Origin of the sequence: Sphingopyxis sp. (assembly GCF_025869345.1) — a bacterium.
GTDB lineage: Bacteria > Pseudomonadota > Alphaproteobacteria > Sphingomonadales > Sphingomonadaceae > Sphingopyxis.
Map to the genome: position 1 here is coordinate 52,976 of NZ_JAOZVW010000146.1, position 25,484 is coordinate 78,459.

At 65.5% G+C, this 25,484-nt stretch carries 22 protein-coding genes; 9 read left to right on the plus strand and 13 right to left on the minus strand.

What is annotated here, in order from left to right; genetic code table 11:
* The first annotated feature begins 368 nt into the window (after positions 1 to 368).
* The 6 genes from OJI97_RS16035 to OJI97_RS16060 all read left to right on the plus strand — a co-directional run bounded on the left by OJI97_RS16035 (position 369) and on the right by OJI97_RS16060 (position 5,126).
* A complete protein-coding gene (locus OJI97_RS16035) occupies positions 369 to 1,748 on the plus strand; it encodes a Mur ligase family protein (protein WP_297665120.1) in 1,380 nt (459 codons plus the stop codon).
* A gap of 350 nt (positions 1,749 to 2,098) precedes the next feature.
* Positions 2,099 to 2,464 carry a 30S ribosomal protein S6 gene (gene rpsF / locus OJI97_RS16040; RefSeq protein WP_294029015.1) on the plus strand — a complete coding sequence of 122 codons (366 nt, stop codon included), beginning with the start codon at positions 2,099 to 2,101 and terminating at the stop codon, positions 2,462 to 2,464.
* An 11-nt stretch (positions 2,465 to 2,475) separates the two neighbouring features.
* On the plus strand, positions 2,476 to 2,700 hold the full coding sequence (gene rpsR / locus OJI97_RS16045) for a 30S ribosomal protein S18 (RefSeq protein ID WP_037517582.1): 225 nt from the start codon (positions 2,476 to 2,478) through the stop codon (positions 2,698 to 2,700).
* Between the two features lie 13 nt (positions 2,701 to 2,713).
* Positions 2,714 to 3,346, plus strand: a complete 633-nt coding sequence (gene rplI, locus OJI97_RS16050; protein WP_297665123.1) for a 50S ribosomal protein L9 — start codon at positions 2,714 to 2,716, stop codon at positions 3,344 to 3,346.
* Positions 3,347 to 3,432: 86 nt separating this feature from the next.
* Positions 3,433 to 4,461, plus strand: a complete 1,029-nt coding sequence (locus OJI97_RS16055; protein ID WP_297665125.1) for a hypothetical protein — start codon at positions 3,433 to 3,435, stop codon at positions 4,459 to 4,461.
* Between the two features lie 8 nt (positions 4,462 to 4,469).
* Entirely contained in the window at positions 4,470 to 5,126 is a 657-nt protein-coding gene (locus OJI97_RS16060) for a Fe2+-dependent dioxygenase (protein WP_297665127.1), read from the plus strand.
* A gap of 12 nt (positions 5,127 to 5,138) precedes the next feature.
* Here OJI97_RS16060 and folE read toward each other — a convergent pair whose 3' ends face one another.
* Positions 5,139 to 5,735 (minus strand): GTP cyclohydrolase I FolE, encoded by a 597-nt coding sequence (gene folE, locus OJI97_RS16065; RefSeq protein ID WP_257544217.1) that lies wholly within the window; start codon positions 5,733 to 5,735, stop codon positions 5,139 to 5,141.
* A 434-nt stretch (positions 5,736 to 6,169) separates the two neighbouring features.
* Between folE and OJI97_RS16070 the strand changes: the two genes are divergently transcribed.
* Positions 6,170 to 9,208 carry a TonB-dependent receptor gene (locus OJI97_RS16070; RefSeq protein ID WP_297665130.1) on the plus strand — a complete coding sequence of 1,013 codons (3,039 nt, stop codon included), beginning with the start codon at positions 6,170 to 6,172 and terminating at the stop codon, positions 9,206 to 9,208.
* Between the two features lie 121 nt (positions 9,209 to 9,329).
* Here the strand turns inward: OJI97_RS16070 and OJI97_RS16075 are convergent, their stop codons facing one another.
* Positions 9,330 to 11,921: a TonB-dependent receptor gene (locus OJI97_RS16075; protein ID WP_297665132.1), complete on the minus strand. Its 2,592-nt coding sequence runs from the start codon at positions 11,919 to 11,921 to the stop codon at positions 9,330 to 9,332.
* Between the two features lie 284 nt (positions 11,922 to 12,205).
* Between OJI97_RS16075 and OJI97_RS16080 the strand changes: the two genes are divergently transcribed.
* A complete protein-coding gene (locus OJI97_RS16080) occupies positions 12,206 to 12,811 on the plus strand; it encodes a cytochrome b/b6 domain-containing protein (RefSeq protein ID WP_297665134.1) in 606 nt (201 codons plus the stop codon).
* A gap of 40 nt (positions 12,812 to 12,851) precedes the next feature.
* Here OJI97_RS16080 and OJI97_RS16085 read toward each other — a convergent pair whose 3' ends face one another.
* The 10 genes from OJI97_RS16085 to OJI97_RS16130 are packed head-to-tail and all read right to left on the minus strand — an operon-like array spanning position 12,852 to position 23,548.
* A complete protein-coding gene (locus OJI97_RS16085) occupies positions 12,852 to 14,501 on the minus strand; it encodes an AMP-binding protein (protein ID WP_297665136.1) in 1,650 nt (549 codons plus the stop codon).
* The gene (locus OJI97_RS16090; RefSeq protein WP_297665138.1) at positions 14,498 to 16,090 is read right to left on the minus strand and encodes an AMP-binding protein; all 1,593 of its coding nucleotides are present in this window, start codon (positions 16,088 to 16,090) and stop codon (positions 14,498 to 14,500) included. The genes OJI97_RS16085 and OJI97_RS16090 overlap by 4 nt, the downstream gene beginning before the upstream one ends.
* The gene (locus OJI97_RS16095) at positions 16,087 to 17,496 is read right to left on the minus strand and encodes an aldehyde dehydrogenase family protein (protein WP_297665140.1); all 1,410 of its coding nucleotides are present in this window, start codon (positions 17,494 to 17,496) and stop codon (positions 16,087 to 16,089) included. The genes OJI97_RS16090 and OJI97_RS16095 overlap by 4 nt, the downstream gene beginning before the upstream one ends.
* Positions 17,497 to 17,508: 12 nt before the next feature.
* Positions 17,509 to 19,746 (minus strand): TonB-dependent receptor, encoded by a 2,238-nt coding sequence (locus OJI97_RS16100; protein ID WP_297665141.1) that lies wholly within the window; start codon positions 19,744 to 19,746, stop codon positions 17,509 to 17,511.
* A 38-nt stretch (positions 19,747 to 19,784) separates the two neighbouring features.
* Positions 19,785 to 20,255, minus strand: a complete 471-nt coding sequence (locus OJI97_RS16105; RefSeq protein WP_297665142.1) for a cytochrome C — start codon at positions 20,253 to 20,255, stop codon at positions 19,785 to 19,787.
* Positions 20,252 to 20,692 carry a cytochrome c gene (locus tag OJI97_RS16110; RefSeq protein ID WP_297665144.1) on the minus strand — a complete coding sequence of 147 codons (441 nt, stop codon included), beginning with the start codon at positions 20,690 to 20,692 and terminating at the stop codon, positions 20,252 to 20,254. Before OJI97_RS16110 ends, OJI97_RS16105 begins: the two co-directional genes overlap by 4 nt.
* Positions 20,692 to 21,246 (minus strand): methylamine dehydrogenase light chain, encoded by a 555-nt coding sequence (locus tag OJI97_RS16115; RefSeq protein WP_297665146.1) that lies wholly within the window; start codon positions 21,244 to 21,246, stop codon positions 20,692 to 20,694. The genes OJI97_RS16110 and OJI97_RS16115 overlap by 1 nt, the downstream gene beginning before the upstream one ends.
* Before the next feature lie 30 nt (positions 21,247 to 21,276).
* Complete coding sequence (locus OJI97_RS16120) at positions 21,277 to 21,867, minus strand: redoxin family protein (RefSeq protein ID WP_257544243.1); 591 nt, start codon at positions 21,865 to 21,867, stop codon at positions 21,277 to 21,279.
* Entirely contained in the window at positions 21,864 to 22,382 is a 519-nt protein-coding gene (locus OJI97_RS16125; RefSeq protein ID WP_297665149.1) for a MauE/DoxX family redox-associated membrane protein, read from the minus strand. The genes OJI97_RS16120 and OJI97_RS16125 overlap by 4 nt, the downstream gene beginning before the upstream one ends.
* Positions 22,382 to 23,548 (minus strand): amine dehydrogenase large subunit, encoded by a 1,167-nt coding sequence (locus OJI97_RS16130; RefSeq protein ID WP_297665150.1) that lies wholly within the window; start codon positions 23,546 to 23,548, stop codon positions 22,382 to 22,384. Before OJI97_RS16130 ends, OJI97_RS16125 begins: the two co-directional genes overlap by 1 nt.
* A gap of 150 nt (positions 23,549 to 23,698) precedes the next feature.
* On the opposite strand from OJI97_RS16130, the gene OJI97_RS16135 reads away from it, so the two are divergent.
* Positions 23,699 to 24,385 carry a TetR/AcrR family transcriptional regulator gene (locus OJI97_RS16135; RefSeq protein ID WP_297665152.1) on the plus strand — a complete coding sequence of 229 codons (687 nt, stop codon included), beginning with the start codon at positions 23,699 to 23,701 and terminating at the stop codon, positions 24,383 to 24,385.
* A 7-nt stretch (positions 24,386 to 24,392) separates the two neighbouring features.
* On the opposite strand, the gene OJI97_RS16140 is transcribed toward OJI97_RS16135, so the two are convergent.
* Positions 24,393 to 25,418: an AraC family transcriptional regulator gene (locus OJI97_RS16140; RefSeq protein WP_297665154.1), complete on the minus strand. Its 1,026-nt coding sequence runs from the start codon at positions 25,416 to 25,418 to the stop codon at positions 24,393 to 24,395.
* Positions 25,419 to 25,484 lie beyond the last annotated feature (66 nt).

Consider the following 25,484-nt stretch of genomic DNA (forward strand, 5'->3'; position numbering starts at 1 on the left):
TCTGTCCACCGGACCTTCCTCGTCATGCTGAACTTGTTTCGGCATCCATGGCCGGCCTTTTCGGGAAACGCAGTGCTTTTTTTGTTTCGCACAAAGCCACAAAGCCACGAAGAGGACGGCTTGGGCCGATCAGGCCCTTTTCTTATCAACGGTGCGGCGGGCCACACACGGTCGGAAAGGAAAGCCGCTTCGCGGTATGTGCGACTTCTTCGTGGCTTTGTGGCTTTGTGCGAAAATATAACTAGCCCCGCCCTATCAACCCGACACCTGGCCATGGATGCTGAAACAAGTTCAGCATGACGAAGATGGAAGCAGAGGGCCGGGCAGGAAGCATTGCAAACCCTTCGCCAAGGCCATAACGCCGCGCCATGTCGGAAAACAAATCCTATTTCTTCTGCGGCATCGGCGGATCGGGCATGTTGCCGCTCGCAATGATCGTCGCGGCGCGCGGCGCAATGGTTGCAGGGTCGGATCGCAGCCGCGACCAGGGCCGCTCGCCCGGCAAGTTCGACTGGATCGAGCGGCAGGGCATCGCCCTCTTCCCGCAGGACGGCAGCGGCGTCGCGGCGGGCCAGACGCTCGTGGCCTCGGCCGCGATCGAGGACAGCGTGCCCGACATCGCCGCCGCGAACGCCCTCGGCCTCGCGCGCCTGACCCGCGCCGATCTCAACGCAGCGCTGTTCAACGACGCCGCACAGGCGATCGGCGTCGGCGGCACCAGCGGCAAATCGACCGTCACCGGCATGATCGGCTGGATATTGGAACGCGCCGGTCGCAAGCCCACGGTGATGAACGGCGCGGTGATGCGCAATTTCGCCGGCCCCGACACGCCTTTCGCCAGCGCGCTCGTCGGCGATGCCGCGACTTATGTCAGCGAAGTCGACGAAAGCGACGGTTCGATCGCCCTCTATCGCCCCGACGTCGCGGTGGTCACCAACATCAGCCTCGACCACAAGAGCCTGGCTGAACTGCACCAGCTCTTCGGCGATTTCGCGGCGAAAGCACGCGTCGCCGTCGTCAACGCCGACGATGCGGAATCGGCACCGCTGCTCGGCGGTGCCAATGTCATGCGCTTCGGCTTTTCCGAGGCGGCGGCGATGCGCGGCGGCGGTTTCGAAGCCTTGCCCGACGGCTGCCGCTTCACGGTCCATTTCGCAGGCGATACCCATGAAGTCCGTCTGCGAATGCCCGGCCGCCACAATGCCGCGAACGCCCTCGCCGCCATCGCGGCGGCGCGCGCGGTGAATGTGCCGGTCGCGCAATCGGTCGCGGCGCTGGCCGACTTTGCCGGCCTTGCCCGCCGCTACGAGGTTCTGGGCCGGGCGAAGAATGTCACCGTCATCGACGATTTCGCGCATAATCCCGACAAGGTTGCCGCGACCCTCGCCGCCGTCGCCGAACTGCCGGGCCGCGCTTTGCTCTTCTTCCAGCCGCACGGCTATGGCCCGCTCCGCCAGATGGGCAGGGAACTCGCCGCGAGTTTCGCGCACGGAATGCGCGATGGCGACCGGCTCTTCGTCTCCGACCCCGTCTATTTCGGCGGCACCGTCGATCGCAGCACCGGCAGCGAAGCACTGGTCGCCGACATCGTCGGTGCGGGCGCCGATGCCGTCCACCTCACCACCCGCGCCGAATGCGGCGCCGCGATGCTGGAGGAAGCGCAGCCGGGCGACCGCATCCTGATCCTCGGCGCGCGCGACGATACGCTGACCGAATTCGGGCGCGAGTTGCTGGAGAAGCTGGCATAATTCCTTCTCCCCTTGCGGGAGAAGGATACGGAGCCTTGCGCCGCAGGCGCTAGGCGCAGTTGGATGAGGGGTTGCGAGCCTTTGGCTCGCGCGGTCCCGCGGACCGCCGCTCCTCACCCAGCTTCGACTAGCCAGCAAGCTGGCAAGTCGTCACAACCCTCTCCCGCAAGGGGAGAGGGGGACTCTGCTTGCTTTCCACGCCCGAATCTGTATAGGCGCCCGCATTCGGGGCGAGGCCTTGTGCTTGTCGCCCCGTTTGCTTTGCACGAACAGGCAAAGCCGGACGACAGCCGGAGGGGTTTCGCGATCGGCGCGGAATCAGCGATCGGCCAAATCGAAGGACGCGAACCATGCCGTTTTACGAGCATGTCTTTATCGCGCGTCAGGACCTGAGCCAGGCTCAGGTCGACGCGCTGGCGGAAACCGTCACCAACGTCATCGGCGAGTTCAAGGGCACGGTCCACAAGACCGAGACCTGGGGCCTCAAGCAGCTTGCCTACAAGATCCAGAAGAACCGCAAGGGTCACTATGTGATGCTGTCGGCCGAAGTCACCGGCGAAGCGATCGCGGAGATCGAGCGTCAGGCTGCGATCAACGAAGACATCATCCGCTGGCTCACCATCAAGGTCGATGAACTCGAAAAGGGTCCGTCGGTGATGATGCGCAAGCAGGAACGCCGCGGCGGCCGTGGCCGTGACCGCGACGGCGAAGAATAAGGAACAGCACAATGGCACGACCCTTTTTCCGCCGCCGCAAGACCTGCCCCTTCAGCCAGAAGGATGCCCCGGTCATCGATTACAAGGACGTCCGCCTGCTCCAGGGTTACCTGTCGGAGCGCGGCAAGATCGTCCCGTCGCGGATCACCGCGGTGTCCACCAAGAAGCAGCGTGAGCTGGCGAAGGCGATCAAGCGCTCGCGCCACATCGGCCTGCTCCCCTATATCGTGAAGTAAGGAGGGCAGCGTCATGGAAATCATCCTGCTCGAACGTATCGAGAAACTGGGCGGTATCGGCGACGTCGTCACCGTCAAGAACGGCTTTGCCCGCAACTTCCTGTTGCCCAACAACAAGGCGCTGCGCGCGAACGACGCGAACCGCAAGCTGTTCGAAGCCAACCGCGACAAGATCGAGGCCGATAACGCCGAACGCCGCACCGACGCCGAAGGCCGCGCCAAGGACATCGACGGCAAGCAGATCGTCCTGATCCGCCAGGCGTCGAACACCGGCCAGCTTTACGGCTCGGTTTCGGTCCGCGACATCGTCGACGCGCTGGTCGAAGACGGCGTTGCCGGCGTGACCAAGGCGATGGTCGAGCTCGAGCGTCCGATCAAGTCGCTCGGCCTCGTCGACGTCAAGGTCAAGCTGCACCCCGAAGTCGCCGTGACCGTCGGCGTCAACGTCGCGCGCTCGCCCGACGAAGCCGAAATGCAAAAGCAGGGCATCGACGTGATCCAGGCGATGTTCGAGGAAGAACAGGCCGAAGCCGTCGCTTCGGCGCTGGAGCCCGACAGCGAGGACGAGTTCGAAGACGTGGGCCCCGCCCCGTCGGAAATCGCCGCCGAGGAAACTCCGGCTGCGGACGAAGCCGAAGAGGCTTAATCCTCCCAAGCTTTTCGAAAGGGCCGCGTTCCTCCACGGGAACGCGGCCCTTTTCTTATGCCCGGCGCTTTCCTATGGCATCGGCGATGGCCGACACCCCCCTCCAGCGCCGTTTCGCCGCCGATGCGAGCCTGCTGCCGCATATGGCCGATCTGGCGAACGACCGCATCCTCGTCGCGCTGCTTGGCGAGGAGGACTATCGCGCGGCGAGCTTTCTCGACCAGCGGCTGCTGACCGAGCGGATCGGCCGCGAATGGGCGACGTGGGACGCGCTTCCCGATCTCGGGGCGGCGGCGCCTCCCGATTTCATCTTTCATATCGGGCATGTCGGCTCGACCCTCGCCTCGCGGCTTCTCGCCGAAGCGAGCGGCGTCCTGCCGCTGCGCGAGCCGATGCTGCTGCGGACGCTGGCGCAGGTCGCGGAGCGGATCGACAGGCCCGAATCCTTATGGTCGCCCGATCTCTATCGCCGGCGGCTGGCGCAGGTGCGCGGCTGGCTCGGGCGCGGCTTCGTGCCCGGACAGCGCGCGATGGTGAAAGCGTCGAGCGTGATCACCGCAATCGCCGATGACCTGACCGGCACCGGCGCGCGCGCGCTGTTCCTCCATACGTCGCTGCCCCGTTATCTGGAAACGATCCTCGCCGGCGAAGCCTCGCTGGCCGAGACGCTGGCGCAGGCGCCCGCGCGGATGGCGCGGCTCGCGGCGCGGCTCCCCGGCTTTCCGCACGCCTTATGGCAATTGCCGCCGGTCACCCGCGTCGCGATGAGCTGGCTTTGCGAGATGGAGAGCGCGCAGCGCACCCTGCCCGCCGCCGACGCGCGTCACCAGTGGGTCGATTTCGAGGCGATGCTCGCCGACCCCGCGGCCGCGCTCGCCGCGCAATGCGCGCATTTCGGCCTTGCGGTGGATGCGGCGACAATCGAGGCGGCGGTGACCGGCCCGATCATGCGCCAATATTCCAAAGCGCCCGAACATGGCTACAGCCCCGATCTGCGCCGCGAATTGCAGGCCGAGGCGGCGGCGAAACATGGCGCGGCGATCGCCGACGCCATCGAATGGGTTGAAGCGCTCGCCGGGCGCTATACACATCTCGCCGACCTGCCGATCCGCTAGGAAGACCCATGTTCAAGCTCGTTCCGCTTCTCAACGACCAAGGCATCCGCGCGCTGCGCGAGATCGCGGCGGGCGGCAAGTTCGTCGACGGGCGGATCAGCAATCCGCATTCAACGATCAAGAACAACCTGCAGCTTCACGACGCCGGCGCCTATGAGCGCTCGTCGAAGATCCTCCTCGACGCGATGGTGCAGAATCCCGAGTTCATGGAATTCGCCTTTCCGGCGCGAATCGCGCCGCCGCTGCTGACGCGCTACACGCCCGGTATGCATTACGGGCTGCACCCCGATGCCGCCTATATTCCGCTGTCCGACGGCCAATTGCGCACCGACGTCAGTTGCACCGTCTTCATCAACGACCCGGCGGACTATGACGGCGGCGCGCTGCATGTCCGCCTCGGCAACGCCGACCTGCGCTTCAAGGAAGCGCCCGGCGTCGCGATCGTCTATCCCTCGCACACGCTGCACGAGGTCGAGCCGGTGACGCGCGGCGAACGGCTCGTCGCGATCACCTTCATCCAGAGTCTGATCCCCGACGTCGAGCGGCGGAACCTGATCTACGAACTGAACGAGGTCGCGGCGCTGGAGGGCAACACGATGGCGCCGGAAAATTACACCCGGCTGCAAGCAGTTCAATATCAACTGCTGCGGATGTGGCGGCGCTAGGACCGCGCGCGCTCAATACCCCATCAGGCTCAGCACTTCCTTGCGGCTGCGTTCGTCGTCGAGGAAGCAGCCGAGCAGGCGGCTGGTCACCATGCCGACACCCGGCGTGCGGACGCCGCGGCCGGTCATGCAGCCGTGCTGGGCGTCGATCACCACCGCGACCCCCTGCGGGTGCAGATTGTCCCAGATGCATTTGGCGACCTCCGCGGTCAGCCGCTCCTGCACCTGCAAGCGCCGCGCGAAACCATTCAGCACGCGCGCGAGCTTCGAGATGCCGACGACGCGGTCGCGCGGCAGATAGGCGATCGACGCCTTGCCGGTGATCGGCGCCATATGATGCTCGCAATGCGACTGGAACGGAATGTCGCGCAAGAGCACGATCTCGTCATAGCCGCCGACCTCCTCGAAGGTGCGCGACAGGTGGACCGCGGGATCGTCCTCATAGCCCTGGCAATATTCGAGCCACGCGCGCGCCACGCGCCGCGGCGTGTCGATCAACCCCTCGCGCGCCGGATCGTCGCCGGCCCATTCGATCAGCGTCCGGACCGCGTCGAGCACATGACCGGGCACGACCGGTTTGCCGTCCGGACCCAGTTCCACCTTTGTCATCACCCCGTCCTTACTGTTGCATCGATGCCGCACATTTCGACATGAAATGGGCGATGCGCAACCCCGGTCGGCCAAGAAATTCCTGCACGGGACCAAGTTTACGTTGCGGAATCTGTGCTTTTCCAGCTTTGGGACTCGCCTGAATTTCCGCGCATTTTCGCCGCGAACAAGTGGCTTGACGCTTTCGTCAACTCGGCGCACCTTCATGGTCATTACAGAGTTCGCTCAAGCGGACCGTAATCCGGAGAGCCCGGCGTAGTCCCCGACGCCGGTGGGAGAGGACGATGACCAGCACAGCTGGCAAGCGGGATATGCCGAGGCACCAGACCGGACCGGTCCGGCACCCTTTGCCACGTCTGGTCACCATCCCTCCCCTTTAAGCACAATTCGAGTTGGGCGGCCCGCGACGCGGGTTCGAAAAAGGGAGGATGTAAATGAAGTTCAAGGGACTGATGGGTTCGTCGATTCTGGCGATGGCGGTGGCGACACCCGCCTATGCGCAGGATAGCGGCGGCTCCACCACCGACGCCTTCGGCGGCGAGATCGTCGTCACCGCGCAGCGCCAATCCGAACGTCTGCAGGACGTGCCGATCGCGGTCAGCGCCTTCTCGAGCGAAGCGCTCGAGGCGCAGCAGATCAAGACCCCGTCCGACCTGCAGCTGACTCTGCCGAACGTCACCTTCACCAAGACCAACTTCACCGGCGCCAGCTTCACCATCCGCGGCATCGGCGACCTTTGCGTCGGCACGACCTGCGACAGCGCAACCGCGATCCATCTGAACGGCGATCCGCTGTTCTCGACCCGCCTGTTCGAAACCGAATTCTTCGACCTCGAACGCGTCGAAGTGCTGCGCGGCCCGCAGGGCACGCTGTTCGGCCGCAACGCGACCTCGGGCGTGGTCAACGTCATCACCGCGAAGCCGAAGCTGGGTCAGTTCGAAGCCGCGGTCGAAGGCGAATATGGCAATTATGATTCGCTCAAGGGCAAGGCGATGATCAACATCCCCCTTGGCGACACCGCGGCCTTCCGCATCGCGGGCATCTATCTGAACCGCGACGGCTATACGAAGAACACCTTCCTCAATACCCGCATCGACGATCGCGACCTTTATTCGGTGCGCGGCTCGTTCCGCTGGGAGCCGACGCCCGACACGACGATCGACCTGCTCGGTTCCTATTTCCACGAGCGGGACCAGCGCACCCGCATCCAGAAACAGCTTTGCCAGCGCGACCCGACCGGTATCCTCGGCTGTCTGAACAATCGTCTCGACAATTCGCCGTTCAACGGCAACGCGACCTTCACGGCGGCGCTGACGTCGAAGGAATTCCTGGCGATCCGCGGCATTCCCAATGGGACGGTGACCGCGTCCAACCCCACGGGCCTCCTCGATTTCTCGCTGGGCAGCCTCTACGGCCCCGATGTCTATGCCAATACGACGATCCCCAATGATCCACGGACCGTCAACACCGCCTATACGCCGAGCTATTTCACCAGCGAACTGACGCTGCAGGGACGGATCGACCATAATTTCGGCCCGGTGTCGCTGCAGGTGTCCGGCCAGTATCAGAAGGTGAAGCTCGACGCATCGCAGGACTATAACAGCAATGTCGGCGACCGCTCGCTCTATGCGACGGGTCTCCAAAATCTGCAGAACGCGGCCGATGGCCTTTATGGCCCAGGTCTGCAGGCTTACCTCGGCCCCGTGGCGGCTGCTATCATGCCCAATGGCCCCACGGGTCAGCTCTGCACCTCGCTGGCGGAAGAAACCGGCCTCGGCTCCTTCGGCGGCAACAAGATTTGCAGCGACCAGTCGTTGCAGTTCGACCGATCGAATCAGTATAACAGCAGCTGGTCGGTCGAAAGCATCCTGACGAGCGACTTCGACGGGCCGTTCAACTTCTTGGTAGGCGGCATTTATGCCGACTATCACCTGACCGAGAACAGCTATTATGTGAACGCCTTCCCGATCGACTATCTGGCGGGCGTGCTTGGAGCGTTCACCGGCCTGGGAAGCCTGGCCGACGCGGATCCTTCCAATAATCTGCCGCCGGCGTTTTTGGGCACACCCTTCTTTCGCAACAACACCGACGATCTGAAGATCAAATCCTACGGGATTTTCGGCGAAGCCTATTTCGAATTCAATGACCGGCTGAAACTGACGGCAGGCCTGCGCTACAACAACGACAAGAAGAGCGTGACCGCGCGTTCGACGCTGGCGAGCTTCCTCGTGCCCTTCGGCCAGACCGGCTCGGCGTTCGACTCACCTTTTGTAGCGACCTTCGACGCCGATCCCGGCACGCCCGGAAACCAGATCATCCAGGCGCGCAGCGTGAAGTTCAACAAGCTGACCGGCCGCGCGGTGCTCGACTTCAAGCTGACCGACGACAATCTGCTCTATGCCTCCTATTCGCGGGGCTATAAATCGGGCGGCATCAACCCGCCGCTGCAGCCGATCTTCGCGGTGCCCGAATCGTTCAAGCCCGAACAGGTCGATGCGTTCGAAATCGGATCGAAGAACACCTTCGGCAATGGCGCACTCCAACTGAACCTGACGGCCTTCTACTACAAGTATAAGGATCTTCAGCTCAGCAAGATCGTCGCCCGTACCGCGGTGAACGACAACGTCAGCGCCGATATCTATGGCTTCGAGGTCGAAGGCATGGTCCGGCCCGATCCGGACTGGGTGATCAACCTCGGCTTCAGCTATCTGCACACCAAGGTGACCGAGGACAAGTTCACCAGCAACCCGCGCGATTTCGGCGGGGGTCGCGAAGATGCCGTCATCCTCAAGGACATCACGAACGCCGCCAACTGCGCCGTCGGTTCGAAGACGGGGAATGTCGCGGGGATCAATCAGTTCGTGAACGGCGTCCAGACCCTGATCAACGTCGGGGTCGTTCCCGGCGTCGCCGCTGGCGCAGGTCTGCAGGGCACCACGGCCTTCCCGGCCGACGGCGGCATCGCCTCGACCGGCGCCTACAGCATCTGCGCCGTCATGGAAGCGGCCGCGGCGGGCGCCTTCGCCAACCTGCCCGCTCCGGTGGCGGGTCTGTCGGTCGATCCCACCGCGCTCGGCGGGGTCGATTATTACTCCGCCGGCATTCCCGTCAACATCAAGGGCAACCAGCTGCCGCAGGCACCGAACTACAAGTTCAGCGCCGGCGTCCAGTATACGGCGCATATGGGCGACATGACGCTCGTCCCGCGCTTCGACCTTGCCTATACCGGGGAGAGCTATGGCAGCATCTTCAACGGCAACGTCAACCGGATCAAGGGCTATGCCCAGGTGAATGCCCAGTTGCAGCTCAACGGCGCCGACGACAAATGGTATGTGAAGGGCTTCATCCAGAACCTGTTCAATTCGAGCAGCGTCACCGGCCTCTACATCACCGACCAGTCGTCGGGTAACTACACCAATATCTTCACGCTCGAACCGCGCCGCTATGGCATCGCGGCCGGGATGAAGTTCTAAATCCGGGCGGCGGCAACGCCGAAGCGCCCAAAGAAAGGCCCCGGCCTCTCCATCGAGAGGCCGGGGCTTTTTCTTGTCCGCTGGGAACGGGCGGGACGGCGAACCGCCCCGCGGCCGCTCGTCAGAATTTGAAGCGGCCGGTCACGCCATAGGTGCGCGGCTGGCTGGGGTAGCCCGACACGCTGCCCGACTGGGCGACGGCGTTGAACACCGTCGTCAGATATTGCGCGTTGGTGAGGTTGCGGCCCCACACGCCAAGCTCGAACCCGTTGGTCAGCGCAACGGTGAACGACGCGTTGAGCTGGTTCACCTCGCGCTTCAGATTCTGCGCGACCGTCGCCGGAAGGCCGAGCAGGCCGTCGACGATCTGGGTCGGGCTTTCATACTGATAGTCGATGTGCGCGATCGCCTTCGTCCCGCCCGCGAATTCGTGGGTGTAGGTGCCGCCCATCGACACCGACAGGTCGGGGATGCCCGCGGGCTTCAGGCCCGACAGGTCGCCGAACGCCGACGCGACGAAACTGTCGTATTTGGGGTCGAGCCAGGTGACCGCCAGGTTCAGGTTCAGGCCCCGCACCGGCCGCACCGACCCGTCGAACTCGAGGCCCCAGGTCGACTGCTTGCCCGCATTGGCGAGCGCGAAGCCGGTGCCGGTGAAGACGTTCGACTGGAAGCCCTTGATCGACTGCTTGAACACCGCAAGGTTCAGCGAGGCGACCGACCACTGTGCCTTCAGCCCGGCCTCATAGACCGACGATTCTTCCGGCGCCGCAAAGCGTGTGCCCGACACGAGGTTCGGCGTGCCGAGACCACCCGAAATGATCGCCGGCAAATCGCTGGCGAGCGGACGGCTGTCGCGCGACAGGTTGACCGAGCTCGCCTTGAAGCCGGTCGCATAGGTCGCATAGACGTTGAGCGTATCGGTCACCTTATAGGCGAGGCGCGCGCTGTAGCTGAAGTCGCCGTCGTTGGTCCGGCCCGGCTCGACGCTGTTCGGAACGTCGAGGAAGGGCGGCAGGAACTGGAATGCCTTCAGCGGATTGAGCGGGTTCGCCGCCGGGTTGTTCTGGTTGGCGTTCGCGATGGCCTGGAACTGCGCGAAGGTCGCCGCGGTTGCCGGGTTGGTCGCAAATGCCAGAACGGCCGCCGGATCGTTCGGATTGACACCCGCCTGCTGCAGCGCGCCGCCGAGTATCAACTGGTTGCGGAACGGCGCATAGGCCGGGGCATCGAGGTCGATACCCGAGAAGACGTCGGTGCTCGTCACGTCGGTCGAGAAACGCTTCTTGTCCTTGGTGTAGTTGCCGCCAAGGGTCAGCGTCAGGCGATCGGTGATCTCGAAATCGAGCGTACCGAAGATCGACCAGGCGGTGTTCTTCATGCGATAATATTCGTCCATGCCGTCACCCGCATGGAAGAAGGAGCCGCTCGGTGCACCGAGCGCGGCTTCGAGCACTGGAACGCTCAACGCACCGCCGCTCGCCGCCTGAATCAACGCATTGCCATAGGCGCGGAAGTCGTCGCCGAAATAGATCTGGCTGTGCTGCTTGATCTTCTCGTTGAAATAATAGCCGCCGACGAGGAAATTGATCGGGCCGTCGAAATCCGACGCCAGACGCAGTTCCTGGGTGAAGGTGTTGATCGCGGTATCGTCCGACTTCTGCCCGATCAGGTCGGCGCTGGTGAAGTCCGAATCCTGGTTGGTGTCGGCGCGAACCTGGCGATAGGCGGTGATCGAGGTCAGCGCCATATTGCCGAGATCATAGTCGATCTGGCCCGAGCCGCCGTAATTCTTGATCACGTTCGACGACAGGAAATTATTGTAGACGCGGTAGGAGAAGGGATTTTCCGCATCGACGCTGGTGCCGCCCGCAAGGAAGTCGGTGATCGGCACGGTCGGACCGGCGATGACGTTGCCGGCGATGCAGCAATTCTCGTCGATCTTGTCATAGTCGCCGATCAGGCGGATCGACAGCGCGTCGGTCGGTTCGAACAGCAACTGGCCGCGCACGCCCCAGCGGTTGCGGTCGTTGACGTCGGTGTCGAGGTTCAGGTCCTTCGCATAACCGTCGCGGCGGTTGAAATTGGCGCCGAGCGAGAAGGCGATGGTGTCGCTGATCGGGCCGGTGATGTCGCCCTTGAGGACGATGGCGTCATAATTGCCATAGCTCGCCTCGACCGAGCCGCCGAATGTATATTGCGGCTTTTGCGTGACGATGCTGATGACGCCCGCCGAGGCATTCTTGCCGAACAGGGTCGACTGCGGACCGCGCAGCACCTCGATACGCTCGACATTGGGCAGGTCGCCGATCTGGGCGGCCGAGCGCGAGCGATAGACGCCGTCGATGAAGACGCCGACCGACGGTTCGATGCCGGGGTTGTTCGCGCCGTTGCCGAAACCGCGGATGATGAAATTGGTGTTCGCGCTCGACTGAAGCTGCGAAACGCGCAGGCTCGGCACCGCCGACTGCAGGTCGATAAGGTCGCGGATCTGCGCGTTCTGGATGTCGGCGGCCGAGGTCACCGAAACCGCGATCGGCGTGTCCTGCAACGTCTGCGACCGCTTCGACGCGGTGACGATGATGTCGTTGCCATAGTCGGTGACGTCCGACGTCGCGGCCGCATCGTCGGCAGGGGCTTCCTGAGCAAAGGCGAAAGCGGGGGTGGCGGCGCACAGCATGGTGGCGCCCAACAGAATGTTGCGCAAAGTCATGGTGTCTCTCTCCAGACCACCGGAGCGCGGCCCATCGGGGCCTGTGGAGGGGGAGATGCTCCGGCGGTGACCGTGGCTGTAAGGCTCCGCCGCGCCGCGTCAACGCACAGGACCGGAACAGGCCTATTTTGCGGGCATTCGTGACTTAAAAGCAACAGTTTACGCTACGGCGAAGCGCACCGGCTCCGTCGGCGCGCAGGTTCGGCGGAGCGGCGGCGGCAACGCATGACAGGCCCGCCGCAGAAGGTCATGCATCCCAAATGCGTCCGGCGCGTTGATAGGGCATGGCGACCGTCCCCGAAGCCACGCCGCAGGAGCGGCTGCTGCGCTATAACGATGGCGCGGTGCTGTTGCATTGGCTGACGGCGCTGATCGTGGTCGCGCAGGTCATCGTCGGTTTCACCTTTGCCAGCATGGAACGCGGCGCGGCGCGCGGCGACCTTTTCACCGTCCACAAGACGATCGGCGCGACGATCCTGGTCCTCGCGCTCGTGCGGCTCGGCTGGCGCCTTGCCCATCCGCCGCCGCCTTTCCCGACCGAATTGCCGCGCTGGGAACGCATCGCGAGCGTCTGGACGCATCGGGCTTTCTATGTCCTGCTCATTCTGCTTCCGCTGACCGGGCTGATGGCGGTGTCGGGGGGCGCGAGCGCCGAGGGCAAGACCAGCACCGCTTTGCTCGGCGGCATTCCCCTGCCGCTGATCCCCGGCGTATCGGACGATGCCGGCGAAGCGATCGGCGGCATCCACGAACTGCTGGTGTTCGTGACGCTGGCGCTTCTCGTGCTGCATATCGCCGCGGCGCTCAAGCATCAGATCCTGCGCCAGCGCGCCGCCGGACGGATGCCTCCTTTTCGGGCTCCGGGCGAACGCCCCCTCCCCGGCCCCTGACTCCCGCGATCGTCTCGCACCTCGGGGCGCGCGGGCGTTGCTATCCCTTCAGCAGTTCCAGCGTGCGCTCGCGCATCGCGAATTTCTGCACCTTTCCGGTCACCGTCATCGGAAAGCCGTCGACGAAGAGGATGTGGCGCGGAATCTTGAAATGCGCGATGCGGCCCCGGCAATAGGCGCGCACGGCATCCTCGGTCATCGCCGCGCCTTCGCGCAGCAGGATCCAGACGCACAATTCCTCGCCATATTTCCGGTCGGGAATGCCGACGCCCTGAACGTCGAGGATGTCGGGATGGGTGAGAAGATATTCCTCGACCTCGCGCGGATAGATATTTTCGCCGCCGCGGATCACCATGTCCTTGATGCGCCCGACGATCCGGCAATAGCCCGCCTCGTCGATGGTCGCGAGGTCGCCGGTGTGCATCCAGCCCTCGGCGTCGATCGCCTCGGCGGTTCGCTCGGCGTCGTCCCAATAGCCGAGCATCACCGAATAGCCGCGCGTGCAAAGCTCGCCCGTCTGTCCGCGCGGCACGACCTCGCCCGCAAGGTCGATCAGCTTGACCTCGAGGTGCGGCTGGACGCGCCCGACCGTCGATACGCGAAGGTCGAGCGGATCGCCCGGATCGCTCTGGAAACTGACCGGGCTGGTTTCGGTCATGCCATAGGCGATGGTGACCTCTGCCATATGCATCCGGTCGATCACCTCGCGCATCACCGCCATCGGGCACGGCGATCCCGCCATGATCCCGGTGCGCAGCGACGACAGGTCGAACCGGTCGAAATCGGGATGGTTCAGCGCCGCGATGAACATCGTCGGCACGCCGTAGAGCGCGGTGCAGCGCTCGGCCTCGACGGTTTCGAGAACTGCCTGCGGATCGAAGGCCTCGGCCGGATAGACGATCGTCGCGCCGTGGACGACGCAGGCGAGGTTGCCCATCACCATGCCGAAACAATGATAGAGCGGCACCGGGATGCACAGCCGGTCGGCGGCGGTCAGCCCGATCCGCGCGCCGACGAAGGCCCCGTTGTTGAGGATATTGCGGTGCGACAGCGTCGCGCCCTTCGGAAAGCCGGTGGTGCCGCTGGTAAACTGGATATTGACCGGGCCGTCGGGATCGATCGCGATATCCGCGAGCGCGCCGGTGGCGTCGCTGGCGAGCTCCGCGAACGGCAGGCAACCGGCGTGGGGCGCGTCGCCGAGCACGACGACGAGCCGCAGGTCGGGAAGGCGCGCGGCCCGCAGTTGGCCGGGCGCTGCGGTCGCCAGTTCGGGCGCCAGTTCGCCGAGCATCGCGACATAATCGCTGCTCTTGTGCGACGGCGCAAAGATCAGCGCGGCGCAGCCGACCTTGTTCAGCGCATAGTCGAGTTCGGCGACGCGATAGGCGGGGTTGATGTTGACGAGGATCAGCCCCGCCTTCGCGGTCGCAAACTGGACGATCGCCCATTCGGCGCAATTGGGCGCCCAGATGCCGACGCGATCGCCCGGCTTCAGCCTGCGTTCGAGCAGCCCCGCCGCGACCGCATCGACTCGTGCCTTGAGCGCACGCCACGTCCAGCGCACGCCTTGATGCCGGACGACCAGCGCCTCGCCCTCGGGATCGCGAAGCACGGCCCGGTCGAAGCAATCGCCGATCGTCCCATCGAGGAGCGGCGGGCTGTCGTCGCCGCGAACGAAGCTGGCGGTCATGCGTCCGCTTTCCCGAACTCGGCATCGCGCAATTCCTTGCGCCTGATCTTGCCGCTCACCGTCTTGGGCAGGCTGTCCACGAATTCGATGCGGCGCGGATATTTATAGGGCGCCGTCGTCCGCTTCACATGATCCTGCAACGCCGTGACGAGCGCGTCGGACGGGTGGTGGCCCGCGGCGAGGACGACGAAGGCCTTTACCACCTCGCCGCGCGTCGGGTCGGGGCTGGCGACGACGGCGCTTTCAGCGACCGCTTCATGCTCGAACAACACGCTCTCGACCTCGAACGGCCCGATGCGATAGCCCGAGGAGAGGATGACGTCGTCGGCGCGGCCGACGAACCAGAAATAGCCGTCGGCATCGACCGTCGCGCGGTCGCCGGTCAGATACCAGCCGTCCCGGAACACGCTCGCGGTGCGGTCCGCGTCGCCGCGATAGCCGAGGAACAGGCCCGGCGGCCGTCTTTCCCCGACGCGCAGCGCGATGTCGCCCTCCTCGCCCGGCCGCAGAATGTCGCCGTCATGGCCGATCACCGCCAGATCGATCCCCGGCGTCGGGCGCCCCATCGCGCCCTGCCGCGCCGCGCCGGCACGGTTGCAGCAGAGCAGCACGGTTTCGGTCTGGCCGTAGCCGTCATGGATATCGAGCCCGGTCGCCTTCTTCCACAGGTCGATGACCTCCGGGTTCAGCGGCTCGCCCGCGCTGACGCAATGGCGAAGATGCGGGAAGGACCGTCCGTCCAGATCGGCGCGCACGAACATGCGATAGGCGGTCGGCGGCGCGCACAATGTCGTCACCGGATGCGCCTCGAGCAGGTCCATCGCGGCGACGGGGTCGAAGCCCGGCGCATGGTGGACGAAGATCGCCGCGCCCATCAGCCACGGCGCGAACAGGCTGCTCCACGCCGCCTTCGCCCAGCCGGTGTCCGACATATTCCAGTGCAGGTCGCCGGGACCGAGGTCGAGCCAGAAGCGGCCGGTGATCTCGTGCGCCAGCGGATAGCCCGCGCCGTGGATCGTCATCTTGGGCTGGCCAGTGGTGCCGCTGGTGAAATAGCAGAGCGCGGGATCGTCGAACGCGGTGTCGGCGATCTCGGCCAGCGGTTCGGCGGCCGCCTTGACCGCGCTGTAATCGATCCATCCAGCGCGAGCGCCGCCGATGTGGATCAGCGGGATCGCGGCATCGACGGGGGTTTCGTCGACGCGCGGCGCGACATCGACCCCGGCGACGATGCAGCGCGCCTCTGCGGCTTCGCAGCGATAGGCGATGTCCTTGGGCGTGAGTTGGACGGTGCCGGGCGAGGCAATCGCGCCGAGCCGCAGGCAGGCGAGCATCAGTTCCCACCATTCGATCTCGCGCGACATCAGGATCAGCACCGTGTCGCCGCGCCCGACGCCCGCGGCGCTGAGCACCGCGGCGGCGCGCGCCGCATGGTCCGACAGTTCGGCGAAGCTGCGATCGACGACGGTGCCCGCGCCGTCGGTCCACAGCATCGCGCGATCGCCGGGCCTTTCGCTCGCCAGCCGGCCGATCGCGTCGCGCGCGAAATTATAGCGCGGCGGCGGATTCCAGTCGAAAGCTTCGTTCATCCGCCGCGCGCCACGTTGATCACCGACAATTGCGTATATTCGGCAAGCCCTTCCTCCGCCTGCTCGACCCCCAGGCCGGAGGATTTGACCCCCGCCATCGGAATATGCGGGCCGATGGCGACATGCTGGTTCACCCACACCGATCCGCTTTCGATCCGCTCCGCGACCGCCAGCGCGCGATCGACGTCGCGCGACCACACCGACGCACCGAGGCCATAGGGCGACGCATTGGCGCGCGCGACGACATCGTCGACGTCCGAAAAGCGGATCACCGGCAGGATCGGGCCGAATTGTTCCTCGTCGACGATCTGGTCGCCGTCGGTGACGTCGCGGACGATCGTCGGGCGCAGGAAATAGCCGGCGCGGTCGATCACCTCGCCGCCCGCGACGATGGTGCCGTCGGCGCGGGCGCGGTCGAGGAAGGCCTTCACCTTCTCATATTGCGCCTTGTTCTGGATCGGCCCGATCTGCGCGCCCTGCGCCAGTCCGTCGTCGACCACCGCCGCCTCGGCCAGCCGCGCCAGTTCCTCGCACATCGCGTCGTAAATGCTGTCGTGGACATAGGCGCGCTTGATCGCGAGGCAGACCTGCCCGCAATTGAGGAAGGCGGCGTTGAAGATGCCCTGCGCGGTGGCGCGGACGTCGACGTCGTCGAGCACGATGCCGGGGTCGTTGCCGCCGAGTTCGAGGGTCAGCCGCTTGAGCCCGTCGGCGGCGCTCGCCATGATCTTCTTCCCCGTCGCGGTCGATCCGGTGAAGCCGACCTTGGCGATGCGCGGATCGGCGGTCAGGTATCCGCCGAGGTCATTGGCATCGACGATGATGTTGACCACCCCCGGCGGGAAGATCTTCTGGCACAGTTCGCCCAGCATCAGCGCGGTCACCGGCGTCGTCGGTGCGGGCTTGAGCACGATCGTGTTGCCCGCGATCACCGCCGGGCCGATCTTCCAGCAGGCGACGAGCAGCGGGAAGTTCCAGGCGATGATCCCCGCGACGACGCCCAGCGGCTTGCGGCGGATCTGGATCAGCCCGCTCGCATCGTCCTGGATCGTCCGTTCGGCGATCTCGAGCGTCGCATAATGGCGCAGATAGCCGTCGGTCCAGGCGAGTTCCCCCTGCGCCTCGGCGAGCGGCTTGCCCTGTTCCTGGGTCAGCGCGCGGGCGAATCTGTCGGCGTTGGCGGCGATCGCGTCGGCCAGTTCGGCGACCTTCGCCTGCCGCTCGGCCAGCGGCACCTCGGCCCAGGCGGGAAAGGCCGCCGCCGCCGCCTCGATCGCCTCGTCCGCCTGCCGCTCGGAGGCGCGCGCGACGGTCGCGAACACCTCCTCGGTCGCGGGGTTGATGACGTCCATTTCTTGGTCGCCGTCGACCAGCCGGCCGCCGATCAGCATCTTATAGTCAGACATGCCTCTCTCCGATCAGAATTTCGCGCCCACGGTCACGCCATAGGTTCGCGGAGTCCCGACATGGTTATAGTCGAAACCGAAGCCCGCGAGCAGGTCGACGCGCGAGGTGAAGTAGAATTTATTGGCGAGATTCTTGCCCCAGACCGATGCCGTCCAGCGCCCGTCGGCCGATTCCCAGTCGATGTGCCCCGACAAGAGGGCATAGGATTTCTGCCGCAGCCGGGGCACGTTGAGCACCTCGAAATATTGGTTCGACGAATAGTTGAGGTCGCCGTGCAGGCTGACCTTGCCGCTGCCGCCGTCGATCACCGTCGCGTCGAAGCCGCCGGTGAAGGTCAGCTTCGGCGCGTTCGACAGCCGGTTGCCGCTGACGTCGACGCCGCTCACCGTGCCGCGCTTGATCTTCGTGCTGAGCAGGCCGAGGCCGCCGCGCAGCGTCACCATGTCGCCCGCGCGGACGGTCAGTTCGGCCTCGCCGCCCTGGATACGCGAACGCGGGATGTTGAGCAGGGTCTGCGCCGCGGTTCCGGGATCGACGTTGATGAACTGCTGGTTGCTGTAGGTGTAATGGAACATCGCCATGTTGAGCGTGACGCGGCGGTCGGCGAACTGGCTCTTCAGCCCCAGCTCGAACGCATCGATCTTTTCGGCCTTTGCCACCGACAGCTCTGACGGATCGAAGAAAGCCTGCGCGTTGAAGCTCGGCGCGCGATAGCCGCGGCTGTAATTGCCATAGACCATCACGTCGGGGTTGATCTTGTAATCGGCGCCGATCTTGCCCGACAGATTTTCGGTGCTGTAATCGAGCCGCGACGGCGGGATCAGATTGGCGACGAGCACGCCGTCGACGCCAAGGGCGTTCGATTCGAAATTGCTCTGCACGCCCTTGTCGTAGGTGAAGCGGAGGCCGCCGCGCAGCGTGAGCTGGTCGGTGACCTCGAAGCTCATGTCGGTATAGAGGGCATAGCTCTTCTTGACCTGATCGAAGCTGTTGCGGAACAGGCAGGCGAGCGGAAGCCCGGCCGCGCAGTCGTCGACGTCGATCACGCCGTTGCCGTCGACGTCGATGTCCTTGCCGATCTCGAAGGTCGTTTCGTTATAGACCTTCTCGCGATTGAAATAGGCGCCGAGGATGAAGTTGAACGGGCCGTCGAAATCGCTCGTCAGCCGCAGGTCCTGCGCGAATTGCGTCGCGCGGTCGGTATAGGGGATTTCGAGCAGTTCGGTCGCGGTTCCGTCGGTGTCCTCATAGAAATTGAGCCGGCCCTTGTCCCACGAGGTGACGCTGGTGATCGCGAGCGCGTCGCTGAGATCGACGGTGCCGGTCAGCGATACCGACCAGGTGCGCGCGCGGCGGCGGTCGGTGACGTTTGCCTCGATCTGGCGCCGCCCGAGTCCCGGCCGGTTCGCCGCTTCGGGCTGGGCATAGATGCCGTAATTGCGCGGATTCTGATAGCTGGTCGAGGCGCGGAGCACGAAGCGCGCGCTGTCGCTCGGCTCGAACAGCAGGCTGCCACGCACGCCATATTCGCGCACGCTGGCAAGGTCGGGCTGACCGGGAAGCTGGTTCTTGAACCAGCCATCGGCGCGCGCGAAGGTGAAGGCGACGCGTGCCGCCAGCGTTTCGCCGAGCGGCACGCCGAGCGCGCCGTTCGCTTCATAGCGGTCGTAATTGCCGTAGCCGAGGTTCAGATAGCCTTCGGTCTCGCCGAGCACGGGCGTCCGGCTGATCAGGTTGACCGCGCCGCCGGTGGTGTTCTTGCCATAGAGCGTGCCTTGCGGCCCGCGCAGCACCTCGACGCGTTCAAGGTCGTACATCGCGACGCCGAGGAAGGCGAAATTGCCCTTGTAGACCTCGTCATAATAGGTCGCGACCGGGCTCGCCTGGTTGAGGCTGTAATCCGACATCGACACGCCGCGCAGCGCGAAGATCGGGGTGTTGTCGCCGACCGTCGAGGTAAGCTGAAGGTTGACGATCTTGCCCGCGAGTTCGTCGGCCTGCGTCACCCGCTGCTTGTCGAGTGCATCGCCGCCGAGCGCGCTGACCGCGATCGGGACGTCCTGAAGCCGTTCGGATCGCTTCTGCGCGGTGACGACGATGTCGGTCCCGTCGTCGGCGGCCGTCTCGGCCGGAGCGGGCGTTGAAGCGGCTGGAGCGGGGGCTTCCTGAGCCAGCACCGGAACCGACGCTCCGGTCAGCAGCAGCAGCAGCATGGGGCGCACTGCCCCGCCTTCATTCACCTTGATCATCGAACATCCTCCCTGTTTTTATCGCTATTTTCCTGTCGTCATTTCGGTGTCGTCACGTCCGTCTCGTCAAACTCCGCCACCAGCCGCGCGCGCATCGCGCTCGCCTCGGCCCGCAGCGGTTTGCTCCGCAGCCCGCCGATTTCGGCGGCCGTGTAGGGTTTGAAATCGGCGGGCAGATGCGCCGGGTCGAACCGCGCCAGCGACCAGTTCACCACCTCCGCCAGATCGGCATCGGACAGCGCCGCCGTCGCGACGCCCGGTACCCGCGCCAGATATTCGCGCCCGCCCGGCACCTGCAGGAAACGCGCGACGAAGCCCGCCATCGTCGGGGCGGTCTGCGGCGTTCCGGTGGCATCGGCGCGGTGGCATCCCTGGCATTGCAATATCCAGTGCTGCCGCGCGCGCACCGGGTTGGCGACGCCGGGCATCGCGTCCGGACCGGCCGGGCCGGGTGTCGCCACGGCCGCCCCGGTCGCCAGCATCAGCGCGGGAACGGCCAGCCATTTCATTTGCCGGCGGTGCCCGGCTGCAGACGCGCCACGGCGGAGGGAGCGAGCGAGGCGCCCCCCGCGCGGTAGCCCGCGATTTCCTTTGCCGTGAACGCTTTCGCCGACGAACCGCGGACCACATGGTTCAGGACCGAGGCGATTTGCGCGTCATTGAGTCCGGCCTGCGCCGGCATCGTCCCGCGATAGACTTTTCCGGCGACGGTGATCGGCCCCGACACGCCGCGGATCACGACGAGCGCGAGATAGCGGCGTCCGGCGGCCGTCGCCGCGAGCGCGCGGACATCGGCCTTCAGCGGCGGAAAGGCGCCGGGCACGCCCGATCCGTCGGCCAGATGGCAGGCCGCGCAACGCTTGTAGATCGTCGCGCCGTCCTGCGCGGTCGCCGGTCCCGCCGCTGCCAGCGCGGCCAGGGCAAGGAGGGTCGCCAGCCGCCGCATTACTGCTGCTCCAGCGCGACGCCGAGGATCACGGCGGTCGAGCAATTATAGACCGAGCTTGAGGTGCCGAGGCACCAGTTGATGTCGTTGTTCGCCTGCGGGCGGACCATCGGCCGGTCGTTTTCGTTGCGGTTGCACAGGCAGCGCCCGCACGAGGATTTGCCGCAGCAGTCGTTATAGCTGATGATATAGGCACGGTTGTCGGCGGGGTTCTGGCAGGTGCCGATCCAGGTGATCGGCGACATCTCGGTCCCCGGCGGACACGAACTCGGCGAGCCACCGCAGCAGCTGCACAAAAAGCCGTCGATCGCGCAATAGCGCCAATAGTCGCATTTCGTCTGGTCGCCGGGGTCCTGCGGATTGCCGCTCGATTGCGGCGCGACCGGATCGCCGCCGCCGCCGTGGGTCTGCGCCTGCGCGCGCGACACCGGCAGCACCGGGATGACCGCCGCGCCGGTCAGCGCGCCGCCGATCAGCGTCAGCAGGCTGCGCCGCGAGGTCGCGCGCGCGACGTTGCGCGTCACCTTCTCCGAAAATTTGTCGAGACCCGACATATTCGTCCCCTTCCTGTCGTTTCGCCCGGCTCAACCGCGCGCGAGATAATCCTGAATCGAGGCGACGCGGCGTTCCTTGGCCTCGAACAGGCTTTCCAGATGCTCGCGATTGTTGACGAGGCCGAGCGAGGCGATGCGGCCCTCCTCGTCGATCAGCACCGCATAGGGGAGCTTCGAGACGCCGAGCGACCGGCCCAGTTCCTCCGACAGCACATAGTCGAAGCCGGTGAGCCCCTCGGCGATCGCCAGCCGGCGGTGCGCGGCGGGATCGCCGTCGCTCGCCAGCACGACATCGAGCCAGTCGTGCTCGGCGCCGCTCGCCGAGCGGACGATGGGGAGCAACGTCTTGCAGACGGGGCAGTCGGGCGAGAGGAAGAAGAGAAGCTGGCCGCGGCGGTGGCGCTTGCCGCCGATCGCGACCTGTCCGCCGTTCAGCGTGTCCAGCGTCATCGCGGGCGCCATGTCGCCGACATTGACCTTCTGGTGCAGCGTCAGCGCACCGGCGGGCGCGATCCGTTCGTGCAGGACGCCGACCTGCCGCGCGAGCGCCGCGACGAGGACGCCGAGGACGGCGATGGCGATCCAGAGCAATATTTGCGAAGCAAGGAAAAATCCGGTCATCGAGTGACACTCCTGCGGGGTGCGGGAAGGCTGGCGAGTTCGCCGGCGGCAAAGAGCAGCGCGACAAAGGCGAGGGCGGCGAAGATCGACGGAATGTCGATGCCGCCGCCCCCGGCGGGAGAGAGGCAAAGCAGCAGCGCGGCGGCGGCGAGCGCCAGGGCGCGAACGATGGCGAAGCGGCCGATGCCGCTCTTGCGCGCGCCGAAGTCGCAGCCGCAATCGAGCTCACCGTCGCCGCGCCGCCGCGCCGCGAGCAGGGCGACGCCATATCCGGCCCACAGCAGCGCGGCGAGCAGCGCACCCGCGGGCCGCGAAGCGGGAAAGAGCAGCGCGAGCGCCGCCGCGAACTCGGTCGCCGCCGCCGCCATCGTCACCGGCATCGCGACCGCGGGCGACAGGCGCAGCAGGCCTGCGGCCGCCCGCATCAGCCGCGCGCGCTCGACGAGCTTGTGCGCCGCCGCGGTCGTCAGGACGATGGCGAGGAACAGCGCGAGGACGGGAAGCACGGCGGTCATCAGCGCGCCGCCGTCATCGTCATCGGATCGTGCACGACGCTGACGATCGTGCGGACGAACGCGCCGCTCGCCGCGTCATAGACGTCGAGCGATCCGTCGGGGCGCGAGGCGACGAGCAGCGGCCTTTCCTGCTGCGTCGCCTCGATCGACACGCTGTGGTTCCTGAGCGCGATGCGGCGGACCAGCGTCTTCGTTTTCGGATCGACCACCCACGCCTCGGTCCCGCCGTCCTTGTGCGTTCCCTCGCCGCTCTTGGGGTTCATGAGGATATAGAGCAGCCCGGCGCGGTCGGCCGAGATCACCTGCCAGCCGCCGGGCCGCCATTCGGGTTCGCCGCCATCCTGTTTGGGCAGCGCGAAGCTGCCGAGATCCTTCGCAGCAGCGCCCGAAAAATCGATCGCGCGCACATGGCCCTTGAAGCTGACGAACCAGCCCGTCCGTCCCACCATCGCGGGGGTCATGAACAGCGGATCGTCGTCGATGTCGTTGAACACGGCGCTGGTCACGGCCGGCCCGGCGTTGCCGGCGGCGTCGAGCGCGATGCTCGTCATCGTTCCGTCGGCGCAGAGCGAGGTGAAACCGCGCGGCCCGGTCGGATAGACGAGCGAGCAGCCCGGAAGCTCGATGTCCGACAATATCTTGCGGCCGTCGAGATCGACGACGGTGACCGACGCGCCGGGCGTGAAATTGAACACCAGTGCCCATTTCTCGTCGTTGGTGAGTTGCAGGCTGTTGCGCAGCGTGACGAACAGCCCGCGCTTGCCGCCGGGCAGGACGATCTCGTCCTTGGGCGTCAGCGTCTTCGTGTCCCAGATGGTGATGACGTCGGTCCGCTCGCCGCGCGTCAGCCGCGAATAGAAGGTTTCGCCGACATAGATTTCGCCGCGCGTCGTCGAGGGCAGCATCACGCCGAATTGCGCGACCGGAATCTGTCCGCGCAGATTATTGTTGTCGGCGCCGACGTCGACGATCGCCGCGCGGCCGTCGGGCAGGCTGTTGAAGTGCAGGTCCTGCACGAAGACCCAACTGTCCGGATAATGTTCGGGAAGTTCGGCGACGGCCGGGACCGGCTCTTCAGGCAGCGGCTGCGGATAGTCCGCGGCGCCCGATGCGCTCGCCGACACCATCAATGCGGCAAAAATCGCTCCTCTCGCGATGCGTGGCATCCCGGCACTCCCTCTCCTGTTTGAACAATGGCTCTGGCGGCCGATTCGAGTGGATATTGATCGGACGCCCAAATTTAGTCAAGCGCCAAAATTAGGTCACTTGTCCAAGTGCGCCGAGGGAGCTACCTAGGCCGCGGAGGCTGCTGAATCTTGGCGAATTTCATTGTTCCCGACCTGAAAATCACCCCGCGTTCGGGGGGCTATGCCCGCGGCCAGGATGGCTTTGAGCATATTCTCCGTTCGGCCCTGTCGCTGCTGGTGAACCATGGCTCGGCGGCACTGACGCTGCGCCGGATCGCCGCCGAATCGGGAATGAACGTCGGCAACCTCAACTATTATTTCCGCTCGAAGGACGAGCTGATCCGCGAACTGCTCGATGCCGTGATCAGCAGTTATGAAGAATCGTTCGACGAGATCATCCACGAGCCGGGGGCCAGCGCCGAGGCGCGGCTCGAGAATCTGGTGACGCTGATCCTCGAAGACATAACGACCAAGAAGACGACGCGCTTCTTCCCCGAACTATGGGCGATGGCGAACCACGCCCCCTTCGTCCACGACCGGATGAACGAGCTTTACGAACGCGCGCGCGTTTCGCTCAACGAGCTGATTGCAGAGATCAATCCGGCGCTGCCCGGCGACGAGCGCGAGATATTGGCGCTGTTCATTTCGGGGTCGATGGAGGGGCTGACGATGTTCGCGGGCTATGAAAAGCCGTGGTGCAGGCAGATGCCGATGCTCGAAGTGATCGCGCGCCGCTCGTTCGTCCATCTGGCGCGCACCTTGCGCCCAGGCGAGATCAAGCGGACGATGGACATCCCGGCCCCCGCCCGCGACTGAAGCGGCGTCAGGCGCTGTCCGTCCGCGCGGCCTTGCGCGCCGCCTGCCACTCGCGCGGCGACTGGCCGAAGGTCTGGCTATGCCAGCGCGTGAAGGCGCCGATCGACGCATAGCCGAGCAACTCTGCGACATCGGTGATCCGCATCCGCGGATTGGCGAGATATTGCGCCGACAATTGCATCCGCGCGCGGTTGAGCAGGTCGCTGAACCCCGTGCCGTCGGCGACCAGCATCCGCTGAAGCGTCCGCACCGTCAGCCCCATCGACGCCGCCACATGCTGGATCGTCGCACGGCCGGTCGGCAGAAATATCATGATCGCCTGTTCGACATCCTGCGCCGTCGTGCGCAGCGCGGGGGTCATGATCGATTCGATCAGGTCGCGCGCATGATGCGCGAGATCCGAATCGGCCCGCAGATTGGGACGGTCGAGATCGCTCGCGGCGATGACCAGCCCATGGAATTCGCAGTCGAATTCGGGCTGGCACCGGAACAGGCGGCGAAAGATCGGCAGGTCGGCGGCGGGCGGTGCCTCGTGCGCGAAGCAGACCGACAGCGGCGCCCATGCCTCGCCCAGGACGCTCGCGCAAAGCCGCGCCAGCACCCCGAGCGCAAGGTCCGACGACTGCCGCGTCGCCTCGGGCGTGCTCAGCGAGAAATCCTCGCGCAGGATGATCTCGTCGCCGAACCGCTCCATCTGCAGCACGAGGGTCGAATTGATCCGGTTGCGAAATTCGGCGAGCGCGTGAAGGACATGCCCGAGCGTCGGCTGATGCGCGATCACCAGGCTGGTCACGCCCAGATTGGCGACCGCGCGCTCCTCGGCCATTCGCAGGCCGAGCGTGAGGCAGCCGCTCGCCTCCGCGCTGCGTTCGAGCAGGCGGATCGCCGCGCGCGCCGAGATGAGCTGTTCCGGATTCGCGAGCAGTTCGGGCGACAGGCCGTTTTCGCGGAGCAGCGAACGCGGGTCGGTGCCCAGCGATCGCATGATCGGGAAATAGCCGGTCAGCGCGGCCACGCGGACGAGTTCCGCCATCTTGCTTTCCTTCCGCGCCTTGGCGTCGATTGCAAAAATACTGTCATGAATTGTGAAAAGTGCAAG

Coding starts and splice junctions, on each gene's coding strand:
- OJI97_RS16035 (WP_297665120.1), top strand. CDS start 369: ATGTCGGAAAACAAATCCTATTTCTTCTGCGGCATCGGCGGATCGGGC.
- rpsF (WP_294029015.1), top strand. CDS start 2,099: ATGCCGTTTTACGAGCATGTCTTTATCGCGCGTCAGGACCTGAGCCAG.
- rpsR (WP_037517582.1), top strand. CDS start 2,476: ATGGCACGACCCTTTTTCCGCCGCCGCAAGACCTGCCCCTTCAGCCAG.
- rplI (WP_297665123.1), top strand. CDS start 2,714: ATGGAAATCATCCTGCTCGAACGTATCGAGAAACTGGGCGGTATCGGC.
- OJI97_RS16055 (WP_297665125.1), top strand. CDS start 3,433: ATGGCCGACACCCCCCTCCAGCGCCGTTTCGCCGCCGATGCGAGCCTG.
- OJI97_RS16060 (WP_297665127.1), top strand. CDS start 4,470: ATGTTCAAGCTCGTTCCGCTTCTCAACGACCAAGGCATCCGCGCGCTG.
- folE (WP_257544217.1), bottom strand. CDS start 5,735: ATGACAAAGGTGGAACTGGGTCCGGACGGCAAACCGGTCGTGCCCGGT.
- OJI97_RS16070 (WP_297665130.1), top strand. CDS start 6,170: ATGAAGTTCAAGGGACTGATGGGTTCGTCGATTCTGGCGATGGCGGTG.
- OJI97_RS16075 (WP_297665132.1), bottom strand. CDS start 11,921: ATGACTTTGCGCAACATTCTGTTGGGCGCCACCATGCTGTGCGCCGCC.
- OJI97_RS16080 (WP_297665134.1), top strand. CDS start 12,206: ATGGCGACCGTCCCCGAAGCCACGCCGCAGGAGCGGCTGCTGCGCTAT.
- OJI97_RS16085 (WP_297665136.1), bottom strand. CDS start 14,501: ATGACCGCCAGCTTCGTTCGCGGCGACGACAGCCCGCCGCTCCTCGAT.
- OJI97_RS16090 (WP_297665138.1), bottom strand. CDS start 16,090: ATGAACGAAGCTTTCGACTGGAATCCGCCGCCGCGCTATAATTTCGCG.
- OJI97_RS16095 (WP_297665140.1), bottom strand. CDS start 17,496: ATGTCTGACTATAAGATGCTGATCGGCGGCCGGCTGGTCGACGGCGAC.
- OJI97_RS16100 (WP_297665141.1), bottom strand. CDS start 19,746: ATGATCAAGGTGAATGAAGGCGGGGCAGTGCGCCCCATGCTGCTGCTG.
- OJI97_RS16105 (WP_297665142.1), bottom strand. CDS start 20,255: ATGAAATGGCTGGCCGTTCCCGCGCTGATGCTGGCGACCGGGGCGGCC.
- OJI97_RS16110 (WP_297665144.1), bottom strand. CDS start 20,692: ATGCGGCGGCTGGCGACCCTCCTTGCCCTGGCCGCGCTGGCAGCGGCG.
- OJI97_RS16115 (WP_297665146.1), bottom strand. CDS start 21,246: ATGTCGGGTCTCGACAAATTTTCGGAGAAGGTGACGCGCAACGTCGCG.
- OJI97_RS16120 (WP_257544243.1), bottom strand. CDS start 21,867: ATGACCGGATTTTTCCTTGCTTCGCAAATATTGCTCTGGATCGCCATC.
- OJI97_RS16125 (WP_297665149.1), bottom strand. CDS start 22,382: ATGACCGCCGTGCTTCCCGTCCTCGCGCTGTTCCTCGCCATCGTCCTG.
- OJI97_RS16130 (WP_297665150.1), bottom strand. CDS start 23,548: ATGCCACGCATCGCGAGAGGAGCGATTTTTGCCGCATTGATGGTGTCG.
- OJI97_RS16140 (WP_297665154.1), bottom strand. CDS start 25,418: ATGGCGGAACTCGTCCGCGTGGCCGCGCTGACCGGCTATTTCCCGATC.